The sequence below is a fragment of the Desulfotomaculum defluvii genome (assembly GCF_054657375.1).
The window spans coordinates 678,240-698,938 of the sequence record NZ_BAAHYV010000007.1 but is presented as its reverse complement, the minus strand read 5'-3'; the positions used below and the strand labels follow the sequence as shown (position 1 = coordinate 698,938).

17 protein-coding genes are annotated in these 20,699 nt (G+C 40.5%); 1 reads left to right on the top strand and 16 read right to left on the bottom strand.

Annotation, left to right across the window (positions count from 1 at the left end; translation table 11 throughout):
* Positions 1–112: 112 nt before the first annotated feature.
* The 15 genes from ACYQ03_RS10505 to ACYQ03_RS10435 all read right to left on the bottom strand — a co-directional run bounded on the left by ACYQ03_RS10505 (position 113) and on the right by ACYQ03_RS10435 (position 14,682).
* The gene (locus ACYQ03_RS10505) at positions 113–2,335 is read right to left on the bottom strand and encodes a polyribonucleotide nucleotidyltransferase (RefSeq protein WP_459909839.1); all 2,223 of its coding nucleotides are present in this window, start codon (positions 2,333–2,335) and stop codon (positions 113–115) included.
* Positions 2,336–2,582: 247 nt separating this feature from the next.
* Positions 2,583–2,852, bottom strand: a complete 270-nt coding sequence (gene rpsO / locus ACYQ03_RS10500; RefSeq protein ID WP_459909837.1) for a 30S ribosomal protein S15 — start codon at positions 2,850–2,852, stop codon at positions 2,583–2,585.
* A gap of 89 nt (positions 2,853–2,941) precedes the next feature.
* Positions 2,942–3,163, bottom strand: a complete 222-nt coding sequence (locus tag ACYQ03_RS10495; RefSeq protein ID WP_459909835.1) for a hypothetical protein — start codon at positions 3,161–3,163, stop codon at positions 2,942–2,944.
* A 12-nt stretch (positions 3,164–3,175) separates the two neighbouring features.
* On the bottom strand, positions 3,176–3,406 hold the full coding sequence (locus tag ACYQ03_RS10490) for a hypothetical protein (RefSeq protein WP_459909833.1): 231 nt from the start codon (positions 3,404–3,406) through the stop codon (positions 3,176–3,178).
* A 123-nt stretch (positions 3,407–3,529) separates the two neighbouring features.
* The gene (locus ACYQ03_RS10485) at positions 3,530–4,462 is read right to left on the bottom strand and encodes a bifunctional riboflavin kinase/FAD synthetase (RefSeq protein WP_459909831.1); all 933 of its coding nucleotides are present in this window, start codon (positions 4,460–4,462) and stop codon (positions 3,530–3,532) included.
* An 87-nt stretch (positions 4,463–4,549) separates the two neighbouring features.
* On the bottom strand, positions 4,550–5,491 hold the full coding sequence (gene truB / locus ACYQ03_RS10480; protein ID WP_459909829.1) for a tRNA pseudouridine(55) synthase TruB: 942 nt from the start codon (positions 5,489–5,491) through the stop codon (positions 4,550–4,552).
* Position 5,492: 1 nt separating this feature from the next.
* Positions 5,493–6,464, bottom strand: a complete 972-nt coding sequence (locus ACYQ03_RS10475; protein WP_459909827.1) for a DHH family phosphoesterase — start codon at positions 6,462–6,464, stop codon at positions 5,493–5,495.
* On the bottom strand, positions 6,457–6,819 hold the full coding sequence (gene rbfA / locus ACYQ03_RS10470; protein WP_459909825.1) for a 30S ribosome-binding factor RbfA: 363 nt from the start codon (positions 6,817–6,819) through the stop codon (positions 6,457–6,459). The genes ACYQ03_RS10475 and rbfA overlap by 8 nt, the downstream gene beginning before the upstream one ends.
* 40 nt (positions 6,820–6,859) lie before the next feature.
* Entirely contained in the window at positions 6,860–9,880 is a 3,021-nt protein-coding gene (gene infB / locus ACYQ03_RS10465) for a translation initiation factor IF-2 (protein WP_459909823.1), read from the bottom strand.
* An 8-nt stretch (positions 9,881–9,888) separates the two neighbouring features.
* Positions 9,889–10,200 carry a L7Ae/L30e/S12e/Gadd45 family ribosomal protein gene (locus ACYQ03_RS10460; protein ID WP_459909821.1) on the bottom strand — a complete coding sequence of 104 codons (312 nt, stop codon included), beginning with the start codon at positions 10,198–10,200 and terminating at the stop codon, positions 9,889–9,891.
* Positions 10,201–10,467 carry an RNase P modulator RnpM gene (gene rnpM / locus ACYQ03_RS10455; protein WP_459909819.1) on the bottom strand — a complete coding sequence of 89 codons (267 nt, stop codon included), beginning with the start codon at positions 10,465–10,467 and terminating at the stop codon, positions 10,201–10,203.
* A gap of 12 nt (positions 10,468–10,479) precedes the next feature.
* Positions 10,480–11,646, bottom strand: coding sequence for a transcription termination factor NusA (nusA, locus tag ACYQ03_RS10450; protein WP_459909817.1), 1,167 nt, complete (start codon positions 11,644–11,646; stop codon positions 10,480–10,482).
* A gap of 20 nt (positions 11,647–11,666) precedes the next feature.
* Positions 11,667–12,128, bottom strand: coding sequence for a ribosome maturation factor RimP (gene rimP, locus ACYQ03_RS10445; RefSeq protein ID WP_459909815.1), 462 nt, complete (start codon positions 12,126–12,128; stop codon positions 11,667–11,669).
* Positions 12,129–12,459: 331 nt separating this feature from the next.
* On the bottom strand, positions 12,460–13,512 hold the full coding sequence (locus ACYQ03_RS10440) for a CehA/McbA family metallohydrolase domain-containing protein (protein WP_459909813.1): 1,053 nt from the start codon (positions 13,510–13,512) through the stop codon (positions 12,460–12,462).
* A 192-nt stretch (positions 13,513–13,704) separates the two neighbouring features.
* Complete coding sequence (locus tag ACYQ03_RS10435) at positions 13,705–14,682, bottom strand: polysaccharide deacetylase family protein (RefSeq protein ID WP_459909811.1); 978 nt, start codon at positions 14,680–14,682, stop codon at positions 13,705–13,707.
* Positions 14,683–14,930: 248 nt separating this feature from the next.
* Here ACYQ03_RS10435 and ACYQ03_RS10430 point away from each other — a divergent pair, with 248 nt between their 5' ends.
* Positions 14,931–16,220: a hypothetical protein gene (locus tag ACYQ03_RS10430; RefSeq protein WP_459909809.1), complete on the top strand. Its 1,290-nt coding sequence runs from the start codon at positions 14,931–14,933 to the stop codon at positions 16,218–16,220.
* A gap of 195 nt (positions 16,221–16,415) precedes the next feature.
* Here ACYQ03_RS10430 and ACYQ03_RS10425 read toward each other — a convergent pair whose 3' ends face one another.
* On the bottom strand, positions 16,416–20,699 hold the full coding sequence (locus ACYQ03_RS10425) for a PolC-type DNA polymerase III (RefSeq protein ID WP_459909807.1): 4,284 nt from the start codon (positions 20,697–20,699) through the stop codon (positions 16,416–16,418).

The following is a 20,699-nucleotide window of genomic DNA, read 5'->3' as shown; positions in this document are numbered from 1 at the left end:
TCAAATATTATTCCTATTTGATTTAAAGTTTTAAGAAAGATAGTATAAAACATATAGCCGGTAAACAGAAGTATAATCAATCAATAACTCCCATTTACCGGCTAATGTGATTTTATTCCTTGGCAACCTTTGGACGACTAAAGGGTCTGCGTTCTCTTTTTTCAGGTTGCTCTGTATTACTTTCCTTGGGTGCTAAACCCATATCCCGCATGGCTTCTTTTTTAGAAAGTTTCAGCCTACCTTGCGGGTCATACCCAATGGCTTTAACTGTTATTATTTCCCCTTCTTTAACCACGTCTTCGGTCTTCTCAACTCTTTGGAAATCAAGTTGAGAAATATGCACTAAGCCCTCCTTGCCGGATAACCCTAATACACCTGGAATTACCTCGACAAAGCAACCAAAGTCAGTGACGCGGGTAACCTTACCATTGTATAGCTTGCCCACTTCCACTTCCGCAGTAATAGACTTAATAATTTCCAGTGCTCTTTTACCCTTTTCACGATCAACTGCCGCAATAAATACTCTTCCATCATCCTCTATATCGATATCAGCCCCGGTTTCCTCAACTAATTTCTTGATAATCTTACCACCAGGTCCGATAATATCTCTTATTTTATCCGGGTGAATACTGGTACGGATAATAGAAGGAGCGTGCTCAGAGATTTCTTTTCTTGCTTCAGGCAGAACATCTAACATCTTTTTCAATATATACATGCGACCACGATTGGCCTGTTCAAGGGCTTGCTCAAATACAGCTCTAGTAATACCAGGGATTTTAATATCCATTTGTAGAGCTGTTACACCATTGGCGGAGCCTGCAACTTTGAAGTCCATATCTCCTAGGTGATCTTCTAAACCTTGAATATCTGTGAGAACAGTAAACTGATCTTCTTCCATAATTAAACCCATAGCCACACCGGCAACAGGTGCCTTTAATGGAACACCAGCATCCATTAAAGATAGTGTACTACCGCAAACACTACCCATGGAAGTGGAGCCATTTGATTCTATTGCTTCTGAAACCACCCGGATGGTATAAGGGAATACTTCCTCTGATGGAATCATAGGTTCCAAAGCTCTTTCTGCTAAAGCACCATGGCCTATTTCCCGACGGCCTGGTGATCTCATGGGTTTGGTTTCTCCCGTGCTAAAGGGTGGGAAATTATAATGGTGCATATATCTCTTAGTCTCCTCGGTGCCAAGGCCATCTAAGATTTGCTCCTCACTGATGGATCCCAAGGTAGCAACCGAAAGAATCTGTGTTTGCCCCCTAGTAAACAAACCGGTTCCGTGGGTACGAGGCAAAACTCCTACCTCCACAGAGATTGGCCGAATCTCATCAATGGCTCTGCCATCAATACGAAGTTTATCGTGGGTAATAATCCGGCGTACTACCTTTTTCTCGGCCTTTTCAATTAAGGCCATGACTTCTTTAGGATTATCGGGAAATTGTTCGAGGAAGCCTTGCTGTAAGCCTGACATAACTTCGTCCATAAATGCTTCCCTTTGTTTTTTGGTCAGCTTTTCTGAGGAACAATGCAATACTGCTTCCCGAATTGCCTGCTCGGCCTTCGGCAGTATTTCATCCTCCATAGCACTATCAAATTCTATTCCCGGAATTTCCATTTTTTCAAAGGCTAATCCCTTGGCTAAGGCTTCGGTTCTAAATTCCTCAACAAATTTCACGATTTCCTTTACTTGGTCATGACCAAACATAATGGCTTCAAGCATTTCTTTTTCAGGAACCTCTTTGGCACCTGCTTCTACCATCATCACAGCATCATCGGTACCAGCCACAACAAGGTGCATATCACTATTTTCAGCTTGACGAACCACAGGATTTATAACAAATTGACCATCCACTCTACCTACTATTACTCCACCAATTGGCTTTTTCAAGGGAATCTTTGAAATATGTAGGGCAGCAGAAGCACCAATCATTGCTGCTATTTCAGGTGCATTATCCTGATCCACCGACAATACTGTGGCAACAACCTGAACTTCGTTTCTCATGTGTTTAGGAAAAAGCGGACGTATAGGACGGTCAATTAATCTTCCTGATAAAATCGCTTTTTCACTGGGACGTCCTTCCCTTTTTATAAATCCGCCTGGGATTTTACCAACGGCATAAAGTCTTTCCTCGTAGTCTACGGTTAATGGAAAGAAATCAATATCCCTTGTGTTTTTTGCAACTGTGGCCGTTACTAAAACTACGGTTTCACCGTAAGTGACCAATACAGCTCCACTGGCCTGCTTAGCCATGCGACCTGTTTCCAGGGTGAGGGTTCTACCTCCCAAGGACATTTCCTTGATTAGCACTTGATTTTCAGACACTATTCTTACCTCCAAAGTTTCTGTACTTGACAAATCTTAACAATTCGACATTTTTAATAGTATATCCTTCTTGATATAAGAAAAATACCAAACTCTTTAGAATTAGCTATTAGCCGTTAACTTTTAGCTTTTGACTCAAGGGGACGGTTCTTTTGAGTCCATGAAGTGAGACTCAAAAGAACCGTCCCCTTGAGTCTCTGATGGGTAATGGCTAAAATAAAAAAGCGAGCTTATTAGCTCGCTTTTATTATTTGCGTAGTCCTAACTTTTCTAAGATTGCACGATAACGGTCAAAGTTACGATCACGAAGGTAGTTAAGCAACGCACGGCGTTGTCCTACCATTTTCAAAAGTCCACGACGAGAATGGTGATCCTTTTTGAAAGACTTGAGATGCAAAGTTAATTGGTTAATACGCTCAGTTAATAGAGCAATTTGAACTTCTGGAGAACCAGTATCTCCTTCGTGGGTTTTAAAATTTTCGATAATTTGATTCTTCTTTTCTGCAGATAGTGCCAAGATGTTCACCTCCTTATTTTTAGATCCCTGTTATCCAAGACAACCGCCGGAGTTAGCAAATCCCCTAGATAACAGTTCTTATGGGAAAATTATTTCCCAATTATGGTTATTACCAAACGGCCATTTTCAATATCCTTTGCGACAATATCAAACATTCGACCTGATTTGGCAAAAAAACCTCTAAATCTGGTGGCCGTTGGTATACGACCAGGAATCCCTTTAGCAGCAACAATAATATCGGACGTTGTTATCCTATCTTGACGCAGATCCTTCAACCTTTTACGAGCATGTTCCGTAATAATAATACGCATACATCACTCCACTTAACAACTGCGGTAATGATATATCCGATTATCCTCATCTTCCTGGGCCAGAAAAGCATATAATGCATCTTGAAAGGCAGTTAACCTTACATTATCCATATTAGAACGGACATAAAGGGACTCCAATTCACGCTTTAAGGATTGAAATTCCTCACTTACACATATCAAAGCAATATGATTAAGCCAGCGTTTAACCTCCTCTTCAGGAGTATCAAATTTAGGATACCCCACGGACAACGTCTCCTTTCTTTTGATAGCTGGGACGTTTGCCGCATTTATTGTAGCATAATCACTACTAGATGTAAACGTTAGGTATTAATAATTATATTTTAGGTACCTTCTATTTATTCACTATTACTTAGAAAGGTCATATCTGGCACTTTGCACATCTGCCTGAATTTGGCTAACCAAATCATGAATAGAACTAAACTTTTTTTCATCCCTTAACCTTCGAACATATTGAACCTTAATTTCTTTGCCGTAAATATCTCCGCAAAAATCTAATAAGTGAACTTCAATATTTGTTATTAGGTTGTTTCCATGAAAAGTAGGTTTCGTTCCCACATTGGCTACCCCAAGGTATGTCTCTTTATCCATTTCCACTTTAACACTGTATACCCCTTTTGTTGGAACCATCATGCCTACAGGGCAATTAATATTCGCTGTCGGAAATCCTAAGGTGTTTCCCCTGCGGTCCCCCATCACCACAGTCCCTTCTGTAAAAGGGTAGTAACCAAGATACCTCTTAGCAGAAATAACATCACCCTCTGCCAATTTACTACGTATAAGTGTACTGCTAACAACTTGTTCTCCTACCTTAACGGGCGGGATTACACTCAGTGTATAACCATACTGGTCAGCATAGTGATGAAGGTCTTCAGTGGTTCCACTGCCTTTATTACCAAAGGTAAAATTATATCCTACCACAATTCCCGTGGCACCGATTTCCTCAATAAGAAATTCCTTAACAAACTCTTCGGGGCTTAACTGGGCAAATTCCAGGGTAAAGGGTAATAATATCAGGATATCCACACCTAATTCCGCCATGATGCGACCTTTGGCCTTTTGATCCAGCAGCATAGCTGGTGCCATCTGCGGTTTGAGAACCGTGAGAGGGTGTGGATCAAAGGTTAGTACCGCCGCTACTCCTTTAGAGCGGCGTGCCATGGATACAGCCTCCGAAATAAGCCTTTGGTGCCCAAGATGTATCCCGTCAAAGTTTCCTAAGGCAACTATAATATTAGAATAGTTATCTTTAAGTCCTTCAAGGCTTTTATAAACACGCAATTCGTTTACCCCCCTGCCAACCGCAACTTTCACCTTTGAAATAACATAAAATTTATTATTTTTGAATCATTGATATTTGATATATATCTAATTAATATCAGATGAAAAAACCACTTCAGGCCTGAAAATTATACGTTCCTCAGTATCTTTGATATCTACAACAGCTTTATATATTCCTAATAATCGATTATCCAGTTGAACCTGAACAAGTTCATCAGGCTTTAGGATTTTTGATCCTGACCTAATACCTGAAGGATACAAAGTTGCACCTGAACATACTGATTTTTTTGCAGAAGGATGAATTTCTAATACGGGTAAGTGATCAACAGCCTGTGTCATCGGAATAACTGCATTGGCCAACTTGTTTTCTTTGGTCATAGCCTCAACATCTTCCAGTGTAAAGGCATTATGTAATCCAAAAACTGCTACCCGTGAACGCAACAAAAAGGACATATAGGCGCCACAGCCCAGTGCTTTTCCTATATCCGAACACAGGGTACGCACATATGTCCCCTTTGAACAAGTTACATCAAATAGTATCCTAGGGTTTGCTGTGCCCCAATCCCAGCTTTCGATAATTTTTAATTCATATATTGTAACTGTTCTAGTGGGTACTTCGACAGTTTTACCTTCCCGTTCCAGTTGATAAAGTTTCTTACCATTTACCTTAATGGCCGAAGTCATAGGTGGTGTTTGTATTATTTCTCCGCTAAATTTTTCTACCACCAATTTAAAATTTTCATAACCTATTGCTGAGGCATCTGTTCTCTTTATTACAATGCCAAAGGCATCCTGAGTTGATGTTTGAACTCCTAAAGTAATTTCAGCCCGATAGGTTTTATCTCCCTCAGTAACAAATCTTGCCAGTCGCGTAGCTCGACCAATACAAATTGGTAAGACACCTGCCGCACCTGGATCTAAGGTACCTGTATGTCCACACTTCTTAATGCCTGTCATACGCCGTACAAAATATACCACATCATGGGATGTCATTCCTGGGGGCTTCAATATATTAATAATTCCATCCACCTCAACACCCCCGGATTATTTCTTTAGCTTCCTTTAGAATGGCTTCCCGAACCTCGGAAAGACTTCCCTCAGTTGTACAGCCAGAGGCACGGATATGTCCTCCACCACCAAACTTTTTGGCCAATAAATTAACATCTACTGTATATTTGGAACGGAAACTTACTTTTACTCTATTTTCATCAAGTTCTCGAAAAGAAATTGCCAACTCTACCCCTTTTATTTTTCTTGGATAATTAATAAGACCTTCTATATGTTGATCTTCTGCTCCAATTGCCTCAATTTTATCCCGATCAATACTAATCCAGGCAATTCTACCACAGTCACTTACCTCTAAGTTACTTAAAGCAGCTTCCAGCAAACGAATTGATTTTAGAGGTTGCTCACCAAAAATAAGATTTGAGAGAAGTGAAACCGGAACCCCACATTCTAATAGTTTTGAAATCTTGATGTGGGTTTCCGGTGTAGTATTTTCATAACGAAAGGAACCAGTATCAGTAACTATGGCTGTATATAGATTAATGGCCAGATCAAGATTGATAGCGATCTCAAGCATTTCCAACAAGTCAACAATAATTTCACCAGTGGCAGCTGCACTTGGTCTTACATAATTGTAATTCCCAAAGGGCTGATCATTTACATGGTGATCAATTACAACCACTGGTAGGTCAGAATTTAACAAGGGTGTGATGGTAGAGCCAATTCGCTCTGGCACAGAGCAGTCTACCACCACTAGTAAATCGTAATTTTTCTCTGGAACACTGCCCACAACTACTTCCTTTATACCAGGAAGAAATTCATATAAATCGGGCAATGGGTCAGTGCTAACTATTGTGACTTCCTTACCCTTTGATTGTAAAGCCATCCCCAATGCTAAGACAGAGCCAAGACTATCACCATCTGGCATTACATGCCCGCATAATAAAGGTCTTTTTGAATTTAGTAATACCTCTGCCACAGCTCTCAGGTTATTCATGGGTTTGCTTTTCCTCCTGAGTGTTAATCTCATGAAGAATTTCCATAATTCTGGTGCCATGATCCAAAGATGTATCTAATTTAAAAATTAATTCCGGGGCGTGACGCACTTTAATTCTTCGTCCAATTTCAGAACGCATGTAACCAGCGGCTTTTTGAAGAATACTTACTGTTTCTTGTCGCTGATCAGCGGAACCCATAACACTAATGAAGATTTTAGCAAAGGATAGATCTTTGGTTACTTCAACTCCCGTTATCGTTACAAAACCTAATCTTGGATCCTTTATTTCATTACGAATTAAATCAGCTATTTCTTTTTTAATGGCCTCAGCTACACGTTCTGGTCGGTGCGACATGCTAACACACCTCCTATATTTTTGTGGTTATTACATAGTATTAAAGTTCCCGTTTAATGGTTTCCATAGTATAGGCTTCTACTATATCGCCTTCCTGAATATCATTAAACCGTTCAATGGTCAAACCACACTCGTAGCCCTGAGCTACTTCTTTGGCATCATCTTTAAATCGCTTTAGGGAATCAAGTTTTCCTTCAAAAATAACAATACCATCCCTAATCACACGAACATTTGCATCCCTAACGATTTTCCCTTCAGTTACATAACCGCCAGCAATGGTACCAATCTTAGATGCTTTAAAAGTTTTCCTTACTTCGACGTGGCCTAGAACAACTTCTTTAAATTCCGGATCAAGTAAGCCGCTCATGGCTTTCTTCACGTCATCTATAACCTCATAGATAACTCGGTAGAGATTAATATCAACTTTCTCCGCCTCTGCTAGTTTTCGTGCATTATTATCCGGCCTAACGTTAAAACCGATGACAATTGCATTTGAGGCTGTAGCTAACATAATATCGTTTTCATTAACAGCACCTACGCCAGTATGAATCAGGTTTACGTTGACTTCATCCGTAGTTAGTTTTTCTAATGCTTGGGCTATGGCTTCAATGGAACCTTGTACGTCTGCTTTAACAATGATCGGAAGTTCCTTAATTTGTCCCTCTTGGATGTGTTTAAATAAATCATCAAGGGAAATTTTAGAAGAGGATTTAAGTACTTCCTCCCGTTTCCTTATCTTCCGTTTTTCTGCAACGTCCCTAGCCAGTTTTTCATCTTCCACCGCCACAAGGATATCCCCTGCTTCCGGTACATCCGAGAGACCTAAAATCTCAACAGGTGTGCTGGGAAGAGCTTTTTTAACACGTCTACCCTTGTCATCAATCATCGCCCTGATGCGTCCAGATACATGGCCAACAACAATAGTATCCCCGACATTTAGGGTCCCATTCTGAACAAGTACAGTGGCCACTGGTCCTCTGCCCTTATCCAGTTCTGCTTCCACAACGGTACCTCTGGCCATACGGTTAGGATTTGCTTTTAATTCGTGAACCTCAGCCACTAGTAAAATCATTTCCAGAAGGTTATCTAGTCCGGTGTGCTGTTTAGCAGAAACCGGTACTGCTATAACATCGCCACCCCAGTCCTCAACAACCAACTCGTGCTGGGTAAGCTCTTGTTTAACCTTATCTGGGTTAGCGTCTGGCTTATCAATTTTGTTAATGGCTACGATAATCGGAACATTGGCTGCTTTAGCATGGTTTATGGCCTCAACAGTTTGGGGCATAACTCCATCATCAGCCGCAACAACAAGAATTGCTATATCCGTTATTTGGGCACCGCGGGCCCTCATTGCAGTAAAAGCAGCGTGACCAGGAGTATCTACAAATGTAATCTTTTTACCGTTACGCTCTACCTGGTAGGCTCCTATATGCTGAGTAATCCCACCTGCCTCCCCGGCAGTAACATTGGTTTCACGAATGGCATCTAATAATGAGGTTTTTCCATGATCCACGTGACCCATAATTGTAACAACCGGCGGACGGAGCACTAAGTTTTCTTCATTCTCTTCAGGCTCAGCCATAACTAGTGCTTCTTTATCAACAGCTACTTTTAGTTCTGTCTCAATACCATACTCTCCGGCAATTAGAGTGGCTGTATCAAAGTCCACCTCTTGGTTGATAGTAGCCAAAATACCTAAGCCCATTAATTTTTTTATTACTTCTGCCGCAGTTTTCTTTAGCTTCTCCGCTAACTCCTGGACAGTAATAACTTCCCCAATTTGAACTGGTTTTTTATCTAAAATTGGCGGTGGGGCTGGCTGATGCTGTTGTTTCTTTTTACCTTTATTGTTACGACCTTTATAAAGTTTGTTACTTTCTATGTTACCGTCTGCCCACTTACCATCTTTCTCATAATTCTTCCGACGATCACCCTTTGTTTTATCCGGTGCCTTAGTTGGTTTAGGCTGTGCAATTTGTTCCGGTGGCTTTGGAATGATTGGTCCAGTTCCTCTGTTTTGACCCCCTCTTGGGCCTCCTTGGGGTCTTCCTTGACCACCCTGGGGACGATCCCCTTGGGGTCTTCCTTGACCGCCCTGGGGACGGTCTCCATAGGGCCTTCCTTGACCGCCTTGGGGACGATCTCCATAGGGCCTTCCTTGACCGCCTTGGGGACGATCTCCATAGGGCCTTCCTTGACCGCCTTGGGGACGGTCTCCATAGGGCCTTCCCTGACCGCCTTGGGGACGATCTCCATAGGGCCTTCCTTGACCGCCTTGGGGACGATCTCCATAGGGCCTTCCTTGACCACCTTGGGGACGATCTCCATAGGGCCTTCCCTGCCCGCCTTGGGGACGATCTCCATAGGGCCTTCCCTGCCCGCCTTGGGGACGATCTCCATAGGGCCTTCCCTGCCCGCCTTGGGGACGGTCTCCATAGGGTCTTCCCTGACCGCCTTGGGGTCTTCCACCTCCCTGCGGGCGACCTTGGGGCCTTCCCTGACCGACCTGGGGACGATCCCCTTGAGGTCTTCCCTGATGATTACGATCACCATAGGACTGTTTACCACTTCCCTGATTGTTCTGAGGTCGTCCACCCTGGTTATTCACTCCAAGGGATGTTTCGTTATCACTATCAGTTGCTGGTTTAGTCCCTCTTGCTTCCTGTACTGATCTCTGAGTAGTTTTCGGTTTATCTTCATACCTTCGGTCGGGAGGTCGGTTAGGTACTCTATCAACTAATCCCGGTCCCTTTGTATTATCGGGTCTAAATAACTGATCTTTTTCTTTTCTCTCTTCCATTCCTTGCCCCCTACCACGTTCTAGCTGATTTTGCTTATTTGTAGATTCCGCTGCCTTTTGATGGGTTAAATTCGCTTTTTTTCCGTACAGTTGGTATGCCCTTTGGACATCTTGATCTTCTAGGGCACTCATATGTGATTTAACAGTTATACCTATTCCAGTTAATCTATTTATAAGTTCTTTGTTTTCTATGTTAAGCTCCTTGGCTACTTCATGGACCCGTTTTTTTGTCACAGAACCACCTCCAAAAATTAAAACCATGTATCTTTCTAGGCTTCTCCTCCTTCCAGCAGGCCTTCTATGCCTCGGGCAAAGTTAGGATCCAATATCGCTACGGCAGCACGGGGTGATTTACCCAATGCCAAGCCGAGTTCTTCTTTGGTAAAAAATATCCTTGTAGAAACTTTTTTTGACTGACCAATACGGATATATTCTTCTTTAATTCTTTCTGAAGTATTAGTAGCTATAATTAAAAGTTTAACTTTACCTTTAGCAAGATGCTCCCGAACAGCAAAATCACCTGACACAATCTTTCCTGCTCTTTGACTAAGCCCCAAGAGATGTATTACTGACTCACTCACCTATTTCACCATTCCCTGTTTAAGTGTTTCAATAATTTCTGGTGATATTACTTTTTCTAGGGATCGTTCTAATCTTTTACCTTTAATAGCCCTTTGCAAACAATCCATATTTGGGCAAAGATAAGCACCTCGACCTGATTTCTTACCAGTAGGATCAATTTCTACGGTATCCTGGGGGGTTCGCACTACTCTTGTCAGTTCTCGCTTGGGTTTCATTTCCTGACAACCAATACACATCCTTAGCGGAACCTTTTTGACCTTGGGCACTGCAAAACCTCCTTACTTATCTTCACTTTCTTTAAATGTATCTTCAAATTTATATTCACCATCCAATGATTCTAGATGGATTTCAGTTGGAGAGAGTTCCTCATGTCCCTCCAGATTATCTTCTAAATTGTATTCCGGATAAATATCAGTCATCTGAGATTCACTTTTGATGTCAATTTTCCAGCCAGTAAGTTTCGCCGCCAGACGCGCATTTTGCCCTTCTTTACCAATGGCCAAAGAAAGCTGGTAATCCGGTACAATTACCCTAGCTACCTTCTCATCTTCCCATACTTCAACTGCCACCACTTTAGCCGGACTTAGGGAGGAAGCTACATATTTAGATGGATCTTGATTCCACTTAATAATATCAATCTTTTCGCCATTCAATTCTGTTACTATATTCTGCACACGCATTCCCTTTGGTCCAACACAGGCACCTACCGGATCGATATTTTCATCCTTTGAGTACACTGCTATTTTAGATCGATAGCCCGCCTCCCGGGCAATGGATTTTAATTCTACTACTCCTTCTTGAAGTTCAGGAACTTCTAATTCAAAGAGCCGCTTTAACAGCCCTGGGTGAGTTCTGGAAACAAGAATTTGTGGTCCCTTTGTGGTCTTGCGGACTTCTACTATATATGTTTTTATCCGGCTGCCCGGTCTATAATCCTCATGGGGCATCTGCTCAGATGGTGTAAGAATGGCTTCTGTTTTTCCCAGCTCAATAAAAACATTTTTATTTTCTATACGTTGCACAATACCTGTTAGAATATCCCCTTCACGATTGGCAAACTCCTCAAAGATAATGTTCCTTTCAGCCTCACGTATCCGTTGTACAACTACTTGTTTTGCTGTTTGTGCCGCAATCCGCCCAAAATTTCTAGGGGTTACTTCATCCTCCACCACATCTCCTAAATTGAACCGAGGATCTATATTTCTTGCATCCTCTAAAGATATTTCAACACGATCATCTTCAACTTCTTCAACAATTGTACGTTGGGAATATACCTTGTAATCTCCTGTTTCTCTGTCAATATGAACTCTGGCATTTTGTAGTGATCCAAAGTTGCGTTTATAGGCTGATAATAAAGCCGCCTCTATTGCTTCCAATAGAACATCCACTGCGATGCCTTTTTCTTTTTCTAAGTCTCTTAATGCTTCTAAGAACTCGCTATTCACTTTTGCTCCCCCCAATAATATCAAATTTCAACTGCCAGCCTCACGGTGGCAACCTGTTGATGGGGTAATACAACCTGTTTTCCTTTTATGTCCAGGTGAATTCCCTCTTGGTTATAATCTAATAATGTACCAGTGAAACTTTTTGAACCGTTTACAGGGGCAAAGGTGGTTACATTCACCAAATGTCCATTAAACCTTTCAAAATCCTGGGGTTTCTTCAGTGGTCTTTCAATTCCTGGTGAGGATACCTCTAGAAAATAAGCCTGGGGTATTGGGTCCAGCTCATCAAGAAGGGTATCAATTTTTTCAGAAACAATTTGGCAGTCGTCTAACTCAATACCGCCGGGTTTATCAATGTATACTCTTAGATACCAATTGCCACCTTCTTTGACATATTCCACTTCCACAAGTTCCAGGTTTAAATTCTCCACAATCGGTTTAACAGCTTCTGTTACTTTTTCAACGATTGTATTTTTAGCCAAAGATAATCCTCCCTTAATTACTTACTTTACCACTATTACCCAAACTAATACGAAAGAGTGGGAAATTCCCACTCCTCTCCTAACACTAAAAATTAAAAAGAAGATTAACAAACAAAAAAGCATAATAAGTATACCATGGAAACAATTTCTTTACAAGACTTACAGTTATCTGAGAAAATTTGTAGCAATATCGTCTCTCTCTAACAAGAATTTTATACATGTCATATTAAAATTATAGGAAAATCTCAAAGTATTTAGCTTGAGTTATTGTCAGCTACGACCATGAGCCTTGGAGGGCTTTAAATGCTTGTTTTTCTTTTAGTTCTTTAGCTCATTGCACATGGTCATGGCCTGCTGGCCTAATATAAATATGGTTCGAAAATATCCAGGGTCGTCGCCAGATACTACCCTTATAAACTTCTACTCTATATACTCCCGTTTCAGGGTTAGGCATATGCACAGCTTTAGTCCTGCCTTGCCAGAAAACTCTACCATCCTTTATTAATTTCACATGGGCTTTCTCAGAAAGGATGATATTTAAAGTCATTTCAGGACGATACCTAACTTCCTCTCCCATAAACCATTTGTCATTAAGATGCTGCAAGTAAAACAAAAAACCTTTAACATTCCCAACACAATGATTGACTAAATAACATCGGCCTTTTTTTATAGCAGATAAAATTATCTTACGATCTTTATTTATTATTCCTTGCAGTGGTTCTTCGGAAAGAATATGAGTTCTTAAGGTGTTAAATTGATATTTGTAGCTACTTAAGATATTAGGCACCCAATTAAATTGACGCCCACCATGGGCATCAACCCCGGCAATTACCGGTACTGGACGTTGTTTTCCTAATAGATCCCACTTTCGTAATGTTTCTGGTTGTGGTGCACGCAATGTAGCTTTAGGAAATAGAAAGCTTATTAGTAAACCCTGTATATTTTTAAAACTTGACATCCATTGAGAAAAGAAATTCCAGATTTCTAACCCAAAGGGCATATCCAAATCCCAATTATCCCAGTTCATCCTACCCTGAAAAATTGGATTTTCTTTTTGATCTGGATGAGCTAAAAAACCAAAGCCTCCTTGCTCATAAACCTCCTTGACATATTGGGCCGGCATTTGTTTTTTGCAAGGAACTGAGTTAATGTCATAACATAAAAAATGATTCCTTGGTGGAGAAACCTCCGCTCCTACCAAAATCAAGACATCATGCAAGTATTGCTCTCCCTGTTGATACAATCCCTCTAAAGTATCGTGATCATTTATAAGTATAAACTTAGCTCCTGATTTGCGAGCTGCCTTAGCTATACCATTAAAATCTGCTGAGCCGTCTGAATAGTTTGAATGAACATGAATTACACCGGAATATTGATAAATCATGCCGCACCTCAATTAGTTAGAGTACAGCACTTATTTTAAATCATATCCCGGAATAAGTATAAAGGTAATATCTTGTATATAGCTGTAAGTCTTAAGCTATTAGCTTTTAGCTTTTGTTTATTACCTAACAGCTAATGAGTAATCACTATCGGCTAAATGCTAATGACTAACGGCTAACAGCTAATGGCAAATTTAATTTATCTCATTCAGGCTGCGGAATTGGTAGCCTTCATCCCTGCATTCATTAATTAGACTTCCAAGCATATCGGCATTGGCTTTGTTTACTGCATGGAGTAGAATTACGGCACCATTGTGTAGACGTTCTTTGACTGTGTTCTTATTAGATTCTGGTGTACCAGCATCTGGTTGCCAATCTACCATGGCCACTGTCCAGAAGACATTGCGATAGCCCATTTCGTGGGTGAGTTTTAGTGTTCTTTCACTATACTCTCCCATGGGAGGACGTAAATATTGCATTTTTGCTCCGGTTTGTTGAGAAAAAGCATTGCTGAGAGAGCTTATTTCTTTCTCTAGCTTTGTATTATCTACCGTTGGTAAACTGGGGTGATTATCAGTATGATTACCGACAACATGTCCCTCATTAACCATCCTTTGCACCAACTCAGGATTTCTCCTCAGATAATCGCCTGTTATAAAAAACGCAGCCTTTACATTTGTTTCCTTTAAAGTATCCAATATTTTGGCTGTATATCCGTTTTCATACCCTTCATCAAAGGTCAGGTACAGGTTTTTAGCACTGCTGTCTCCATGATAAATACCTCTATACATTTCTAACAATATTTTACCCTGAGCATTCACTTCAGGTAACTTGTGTTCTTTATTGGGTTTATAATACCAACCCATCTTTTCATTAGAAAGGGTTGATTGAACAGGGTTATTTACAACTTCATTATCTGTACCATTTTTTGATACTGATTCCGTAACATTTTCTTCTGTTTTGATTTCCTGAGCCAGATTTTCCTCAGGTTTTTGCTGCTCCTTTTTATCAGTAATAGTTTCTGTATGGGAAGTGGTTTCACTGATTACAGTGGACTCCTGCACAATTTGATTTTCAACATTTTGACTAGAAGTAATCTTATAGGCCACACCAGAACCAAGGGCCACAAATGTAACCAGAATAAGTGCAACTGTTTTATTGATCTTTGCCATAGCTGACCTCCTACACGAATTATGTTTCTATTATTACCTTTCTTTTGTTATCTAGTCATATCTAACCTTTCTTGGAAATATATAACTTATCATAAAGTTTTTTCTTTAGCGTTTAGCGTTTAGCTTTTAGCCTTTAGCTCTTAGCTTTTATTTAGCTTTTGGTAATTACCAAACCAACCAGATTACGCTAATCTATAAAGGCTAATGACTGACAGCTGATGGCTGATGGCTATAATGGAGGTTCCTAAATGATTATTCAAATTAGTAGATCTCGAATCATACAGGTATCTGCTTTAATATTTTTAACCCTTTCTCTATGGTTAACCATAGGTCTCTGGGTGAGCCACCATGTTAATGAGAGCCCAGAAGGGAAGGTAGTGGTTACTTTTAATTTTCTTGCCCCCATGAAGCCTTCCTCCACCAATGACTTAATAATTACCCAGGCAGATACAGGGAAAAAGGTTCCCTTTGAGCATCAGTGGTTAACTGCCAGCAAGCTACAGATAACGATCACTGAAAAATCCTACCCTCTGGGCAGAAAATATCGCTATCATTTCAGTTCAGCTCCGGCAATGATCTGGCCCTTCCATGTTTGGTCCTCAAGTGAATTTCAAGGAAAAGTTAAATTAAGGTTTATGGGCATCAAGTCAAACAACACTGTTCCTTCAAGAGGTCCCATAATATTACAGTTTAACACCAATGTAGACCCGCAGAAAATAGCGAATTATGTATCTGGCCCTGTTCCTGGAAAATTAATACCCGCTAACACCAAGTCATGTGAAAAAGATTATAGTTGCTGGGAATTTTGGCCTGATAAAAAATTAAATAACCTATACCGTTATACCATGAACATTAAGGCTGGGCTTCCTGATCAATATGGTGGTAAACTGAGCCAAACTATCGAGGCTAAATTCTTAACAACTCCTGAATTCCTTATTGAAAAAGCATTTCCCGAACCAGGCTCAAAGAGCATCTGGTTAACACGAGAAATCATTTTACAAACAAACCAACAATTAAAATCTGCCAAACTAGATATTCAAGATTTGCCTGGCCGATCTATCATTAAGGACAAAACCATTCGCTATCTTCCCGAAAGAGTTATGATGCCTGGAACAACATACAAGGTTAAAGCAAGGCTTACTTCAACCAGCAACGAAACCTTAGATTTTTCTTGTTCCTTCTCCACAACAAATCTCGGTAAAAATCGATGGTTAGAATTAAAACTGGAACCGTCCCCTGAACTATGGCTTATGGAAGGTTGTAAAACCCTAAAAAAATTTAATGTGCGAGTAAGGTCAGATCGAAACATGCCCCAGGGAACTCTCTACGAAGCCAATCGCCAATCAGATTTGTCATCCCGAACTCCTTGGATGCGTCTTAATGCTGATATATTACTTCATCCACTGCCCGAAAATATGCAGGATAATCACGAGCAATTAGGCTTTCCTAAATCTTACAGTTGTGTTTACCTGCAAGATCAGGATGCTAAGGAACTGTTTAATACCTTACCCCAGGGCTTTATGCTGATTTGTCATTAGCTTTTAGCTATTAGACTTTAGATTTGGAAAGGGACGTGGGGTAATAATCCTCTTTGGAAAACTAACCTCACCAAATTACAATATCCCCTATACACACCTTGTATTTTGATCAGTGGTTTGTGACTGACAGATCATGGGCGGCTATAATAAAACAGTACTCTGCAAAGCTATGCCAGGGTACTGTTTTTTGACTACTTAGAATAAAACCATCTGATCCGATTCCTGAAGATTATTTAGGCAACCATGATTTTGTAATACTTCTATAACGGTTTTTGAAACCTTAGCCCTGTTCCTTAAATCATCAATAGAAGTAAAGGGTGCCTGTTCCCTTGCTGCTACAATGTTTTGGGCAGCAGAGACGCCTACACCTTGCAGGCCTCCAAAGGGACATAATAATCCCTCCGGGGTAATAAGAAACTTAGCCGCATCTGAATGATCTAAATTAACAGGTAGTATTTTTATCCCGCGACAGTTTGCCTCCAAGGCAACCTCAAGGATGGTCAACATATTTTTTTCCTTTTGTGAAGCAGCATTACCCTTTTCTTCTATTTCTTCGATTACCATTTTAATCTTGCTAGGACCCTGTACCATTAATTCTGCATCAAAGTCGTCTGCCCGGACTGTAAAATAGGCTGCATAGAAGGCCTCCGGTCGATATACTTTAAACCAGGCAATACGAAAGGCCATCATTACATAGGCTGTGGCATGGGCCTTGGGAAACATATACTTAATTTTACGACAAGATTCAATATACCATTCTGGTACACCTTGGGCCCGCATGGCTTCGGCATCCTCTTCCTTAACACCTTTACCCTTCCGCACACCTTCCATAATCTTAAAAGCTTGTTTTGGGGGCAATCCTTGGTAAATAAGGTATACCATAATATCATCCCGGGCAGAGATGGCTTCGGATAGTTTACAGGTATTAGCTCGAATTAAATCTTGAGCATTATTCAACCAAACATCGGTACCATGGGAAAAACCTGAAATACGTACCAATTCCGAAAAAGTTGTAGGCATTGTATCCACTAACATCTGACGGACAAACTTAGTACCAAACTCGGGTATGGCATAGGTTCCCACTTGAGAACGTATATCCTCCGTTGTAACTCCCAGGGCTTCTGTGGAGGAAAATAAACTCATGGTTTTAGGATCATCCAATGGAATTTCTCTGGCATTTACATCAGTTATATCTTCTAGCATTCGAATCACTGTTGGATCATCGTGTCCCAGAATATCTAATTTTACTAAACTATCATGAATTGAGTGATAATCAAAATGTGTTGTTCTGGTATCTGATTTTACATCATCCGCAGGTCTTTGCACTGGTGTAAACATATGGACATCTAAACTGTTAGGTACAACCATTAATCCACCGGGGTGCTGACCTGTTGTTCTTTTTACACCAGCACACCCCAATACTAGCCTCTTCATTTCAGCATTACGTTTCTTAATATTTCTTTCTTCAAAATAGTTTTTAACAAACCCAAAGGCAGTCTTTTCAGCAATGGTACCAATGGTTCCTGCTCTGTAAACATAATCTTTGCCGAAAAGTTCCTCTGTGTACTTATGGGCTCTCGGTTGATAATCCCCAGAGAAGTTTAAGTCAATATCAGGAACTTTATCTCCGTCAAAGCCTAAAAATACTTCGAAGGGAATATCATGCCCGTCCTTAATGTAATTTGTACCACATTTAGGACATATTTTATCTGGCATATCTGCACCGCAACCGGAGGAACCATCCATGATAAATTCACTATTAAGACATTGAGGGCAGCGGTAATGGGGAGGCAAGGGATTTACCTCAGTAATATTTGTCATGGTTGCCACCAGAGAGGAACCCACGGAACCCCTTGATCCCACTAAGTAACCATCATCTAATGATTTTTTAACTAACTTATGAGCAATTAAATATAAAACTGCAAAGCCATTGCCAATAATAGACTTTAATTCTTTATCAACCCTTTGTTGAACCACTTCAGGTAATGGATCACCATATAATTCCTTAGCCCGCTGCAAAGTCATATCAGTAATCTGTTGTTCCGCTCCTTCAATATAAGGGGGATGTAATGTGTCTGGAATTGGCTTAAAAGATTCTACTAAAGCTGCAATATTCCTAGGGTTGGAAACCACTACTTGAAAGGCTGTCTCCCTGCCTAAATAGGAAAACTCCTCTAGCATCTCTTCGGTAGTCTTAAAGTATAGTGGTGCCTGATTATCTGCATCATCAAAGCCTTTACCTGCCATGAGTATTCTCCGATAAACTTCATCCTCTGGATTTAGGAAGTGTACGTCACCTGTGGCAACCACAGGGATACCTACTCTGCTACCTAAAGCAATAATCTTTTTATTCAGATCTTTCAGGTCTTCTTCGTCATTCACTTGACCATTGCGAATCATGAATTCATTATTGCCCAGGGGTTGAATTTCTAAATAATCATAAAAAGATGCAATTTCTTCGAGTTCTTCCTCAGATGCACCTGACATAAGGGCCTGATATAATTCTCCTGCTTCACATGCAGAACCAACCAGTAAGCCTTCTCTGTGTTTGATCAATTCACGCCTGGGTAGCCGCGGCTGACGGTGAAAATATTGCAGATGAGACAGTGTAATTAGTTGATAAAGATTCTTTAAGCCGACCTCATCTTTAACCAAAATGGTGATGTGCCTTGATTTTAATTTATCCGTACTGGCTCCCTTACCAATTTCACTTAGGGACTTAATATCTATGACTTCTTGTTCATGCAATTTTTTATGGCATATTTGCCACAGTTTAGCAGTGGCAGCAGCGTCATCCACTGCCCGATGGTGATTTGGTAAATCGATCTTAAATTCTTTCACCAGTGTAGCAAGCTTATGGTTTTTAAGATTTGGGTATAAAACCCGGGCAACACCCAAGGTATCAATAACTGTGTTGGCGATCTCCTGCTGTAAATACTTACGCAAACCAACCCGCAAAAAACCAAGGTCAAAGGGTGCATTATGGGCAACCAAAACTGCATCACCAATAAATTCACGCAGCTTAGTAAAAGCTGTTATACTATCCGGAGCATCCTTGATCATCTCATTAGATATCCCAGTAAGCTTTGTTACCTCAAAGGGAATTTCCTTAGTTGATTTTACGAGGGTTCCATAACGACTTACTTCCTCACCATTTAAATATTTAACTGCTCCAATTTCAATAATTTCATCGGTTTGTGGTGAAAAACCGGTGGTTTCAAAGTCAAATATAACGTATTCAGCAGATTGTAATTCATGGTTACTATTTAGACTGATGACAGTGGCTATACCGTCGTCAATTAAGTAACCTTCTACACCATAAATGAGTTTAATGCCAGCTTTTTTTGCTGCAGCATAGGCCTCTGGAAAAGCCTGTACAACACCATGGTCAGTAATGGCAACTGCCTCATGGCCCCATGCCGCTGCCTGTTTCACCGCATCAGCAGCACTCATCACACTATCCATGGAACTCATTTTACTGTGCAGATGAAGTTCTACCCGTTTCTCAGGTGCATTGTCCTGACGAGTAGTATCTTTCCCTTGACCTAAGTTAATGTCAAAGGCCATGACGGTTAGTTCCTGGGAGAATTTATCATACTGCACGGGTCCCCGTACAATAACCCAGTTACCATTTTTCAATTTTTCTCCCGTTTCTGTATCATCTTCTTCTAAAAACTTCTTTACTTCAATTGAGTCGGTATTATCGGTTATATTAAATGTTAATATTTGACGGCCAGATTTTAGTTGTCTAATTTCAACATCAAAGGTTTTTCCTTCCACCACAACGTTTCTTTCTTCTTCAGAAATTTCTCGCAGGGGTTTGGGCTCCCCTTTAATGGGTTTACCAATGATGATATTCTCCCCACGGTTGTTACTCTTGGTAATATTATTTTTCTTTTCCTTAGGAACACTAACTCTTTCTGCTTCAATTTTTTGCCATAGATTTTTTTCAATTTCTTCTTGGCACTGGCTCCATTCTATGTTGTTTGCCGCATTTTGTCTTACTTGAAAACGCACAGTATACTGAAGACCAAAGGTTTTTTTGATGCATTCCTCTAGAAATAAGTCGCAATCCCTACCCCGCAAAAGTTCTAAACTAACTTCATCGGGTAATGTAATCTCTAAGCAATTATCTTTACATTCCCAATTAGTATTCTGCAACCAACCGCGTATCATCGGGCATTGTTTAATCAATTCTTCCCTAAGGTATTGAATATCAATTTCTTTACTAGCTAGTCTGGCTGCTGCAACTTGTAACTCTAGCTCTAATAAAACTGGCCCTGGTGCAAGGGTAGCCAGGGCCGACTTTAATGTCTCTATTTCTTTGTTTGATATTTGCTGCTGTAACTTTAATTGTAACTTCCACTGCTTTCTAGGGACGTTCACAACTACCCTGACAACCTCAGTCTGTTTGATAACTTCTAAGATATCTTTTTCTACCCTTTGGCTGTCCAGTACATCTATCAGTGAAACCGTCAA

What these genes read in the sequence shown, in the direction of transcription:
- infB (WP_459909823.1), bottom strand. Translation starts at nt 9,880, where the DNA reads ATGGTTTTAATTTTTGGAGGTGGTTCTGTGACAAAAAAACGGGTCCAT.
- ACYQ03_RS10495 (WP_459909835.1), bottom strand. Translation starts at nt 3,163, where the DNA reads ATGCGTATTATTATTACGGAACATGCTCGTAAAAGGTTGAAGGATCTG.
- rbfA (WP_459909825.1), bottom strand. Translation starts at nt 6,819, where the DNA reads ATGTCGCACCGACCAGAACGTGTAGCTGAGGCCATTAAAAAAGAAATA.
- ACYQ03_RS10475 (WP_459909827.1), bottom strand. Translation starts at nt 6,464, where the DNA reads ATGAATAACCTGAGAGCTGTGGCAGAGGTATTACTAAATTCAAAAAGA.
- ACYQ03_RS10435 (WP_459909811.1), bottom strand. Translation starts at nt 14,682, where the DNA reads ATGGCAAAGATCAATAAAACAGTTGCACTTATTCTGGTTACATTTGTG.
- ACYQ03_RS10430 (WP_459909809.1), top strand. Translation starts at nt 14,931, where the DNA reads ATGATTATTCAAATTAGTAGATCTCGAATCATACAGGTATCTGCTTTA.
- ACYQ03_RS10440 (WP_459909813.1), bottom strand. Translation starts at nt 13,512, where the DNA reads ATGATTTATCAATATTCCGGTGTAATTCATGTTCATTCAAACTATTCA.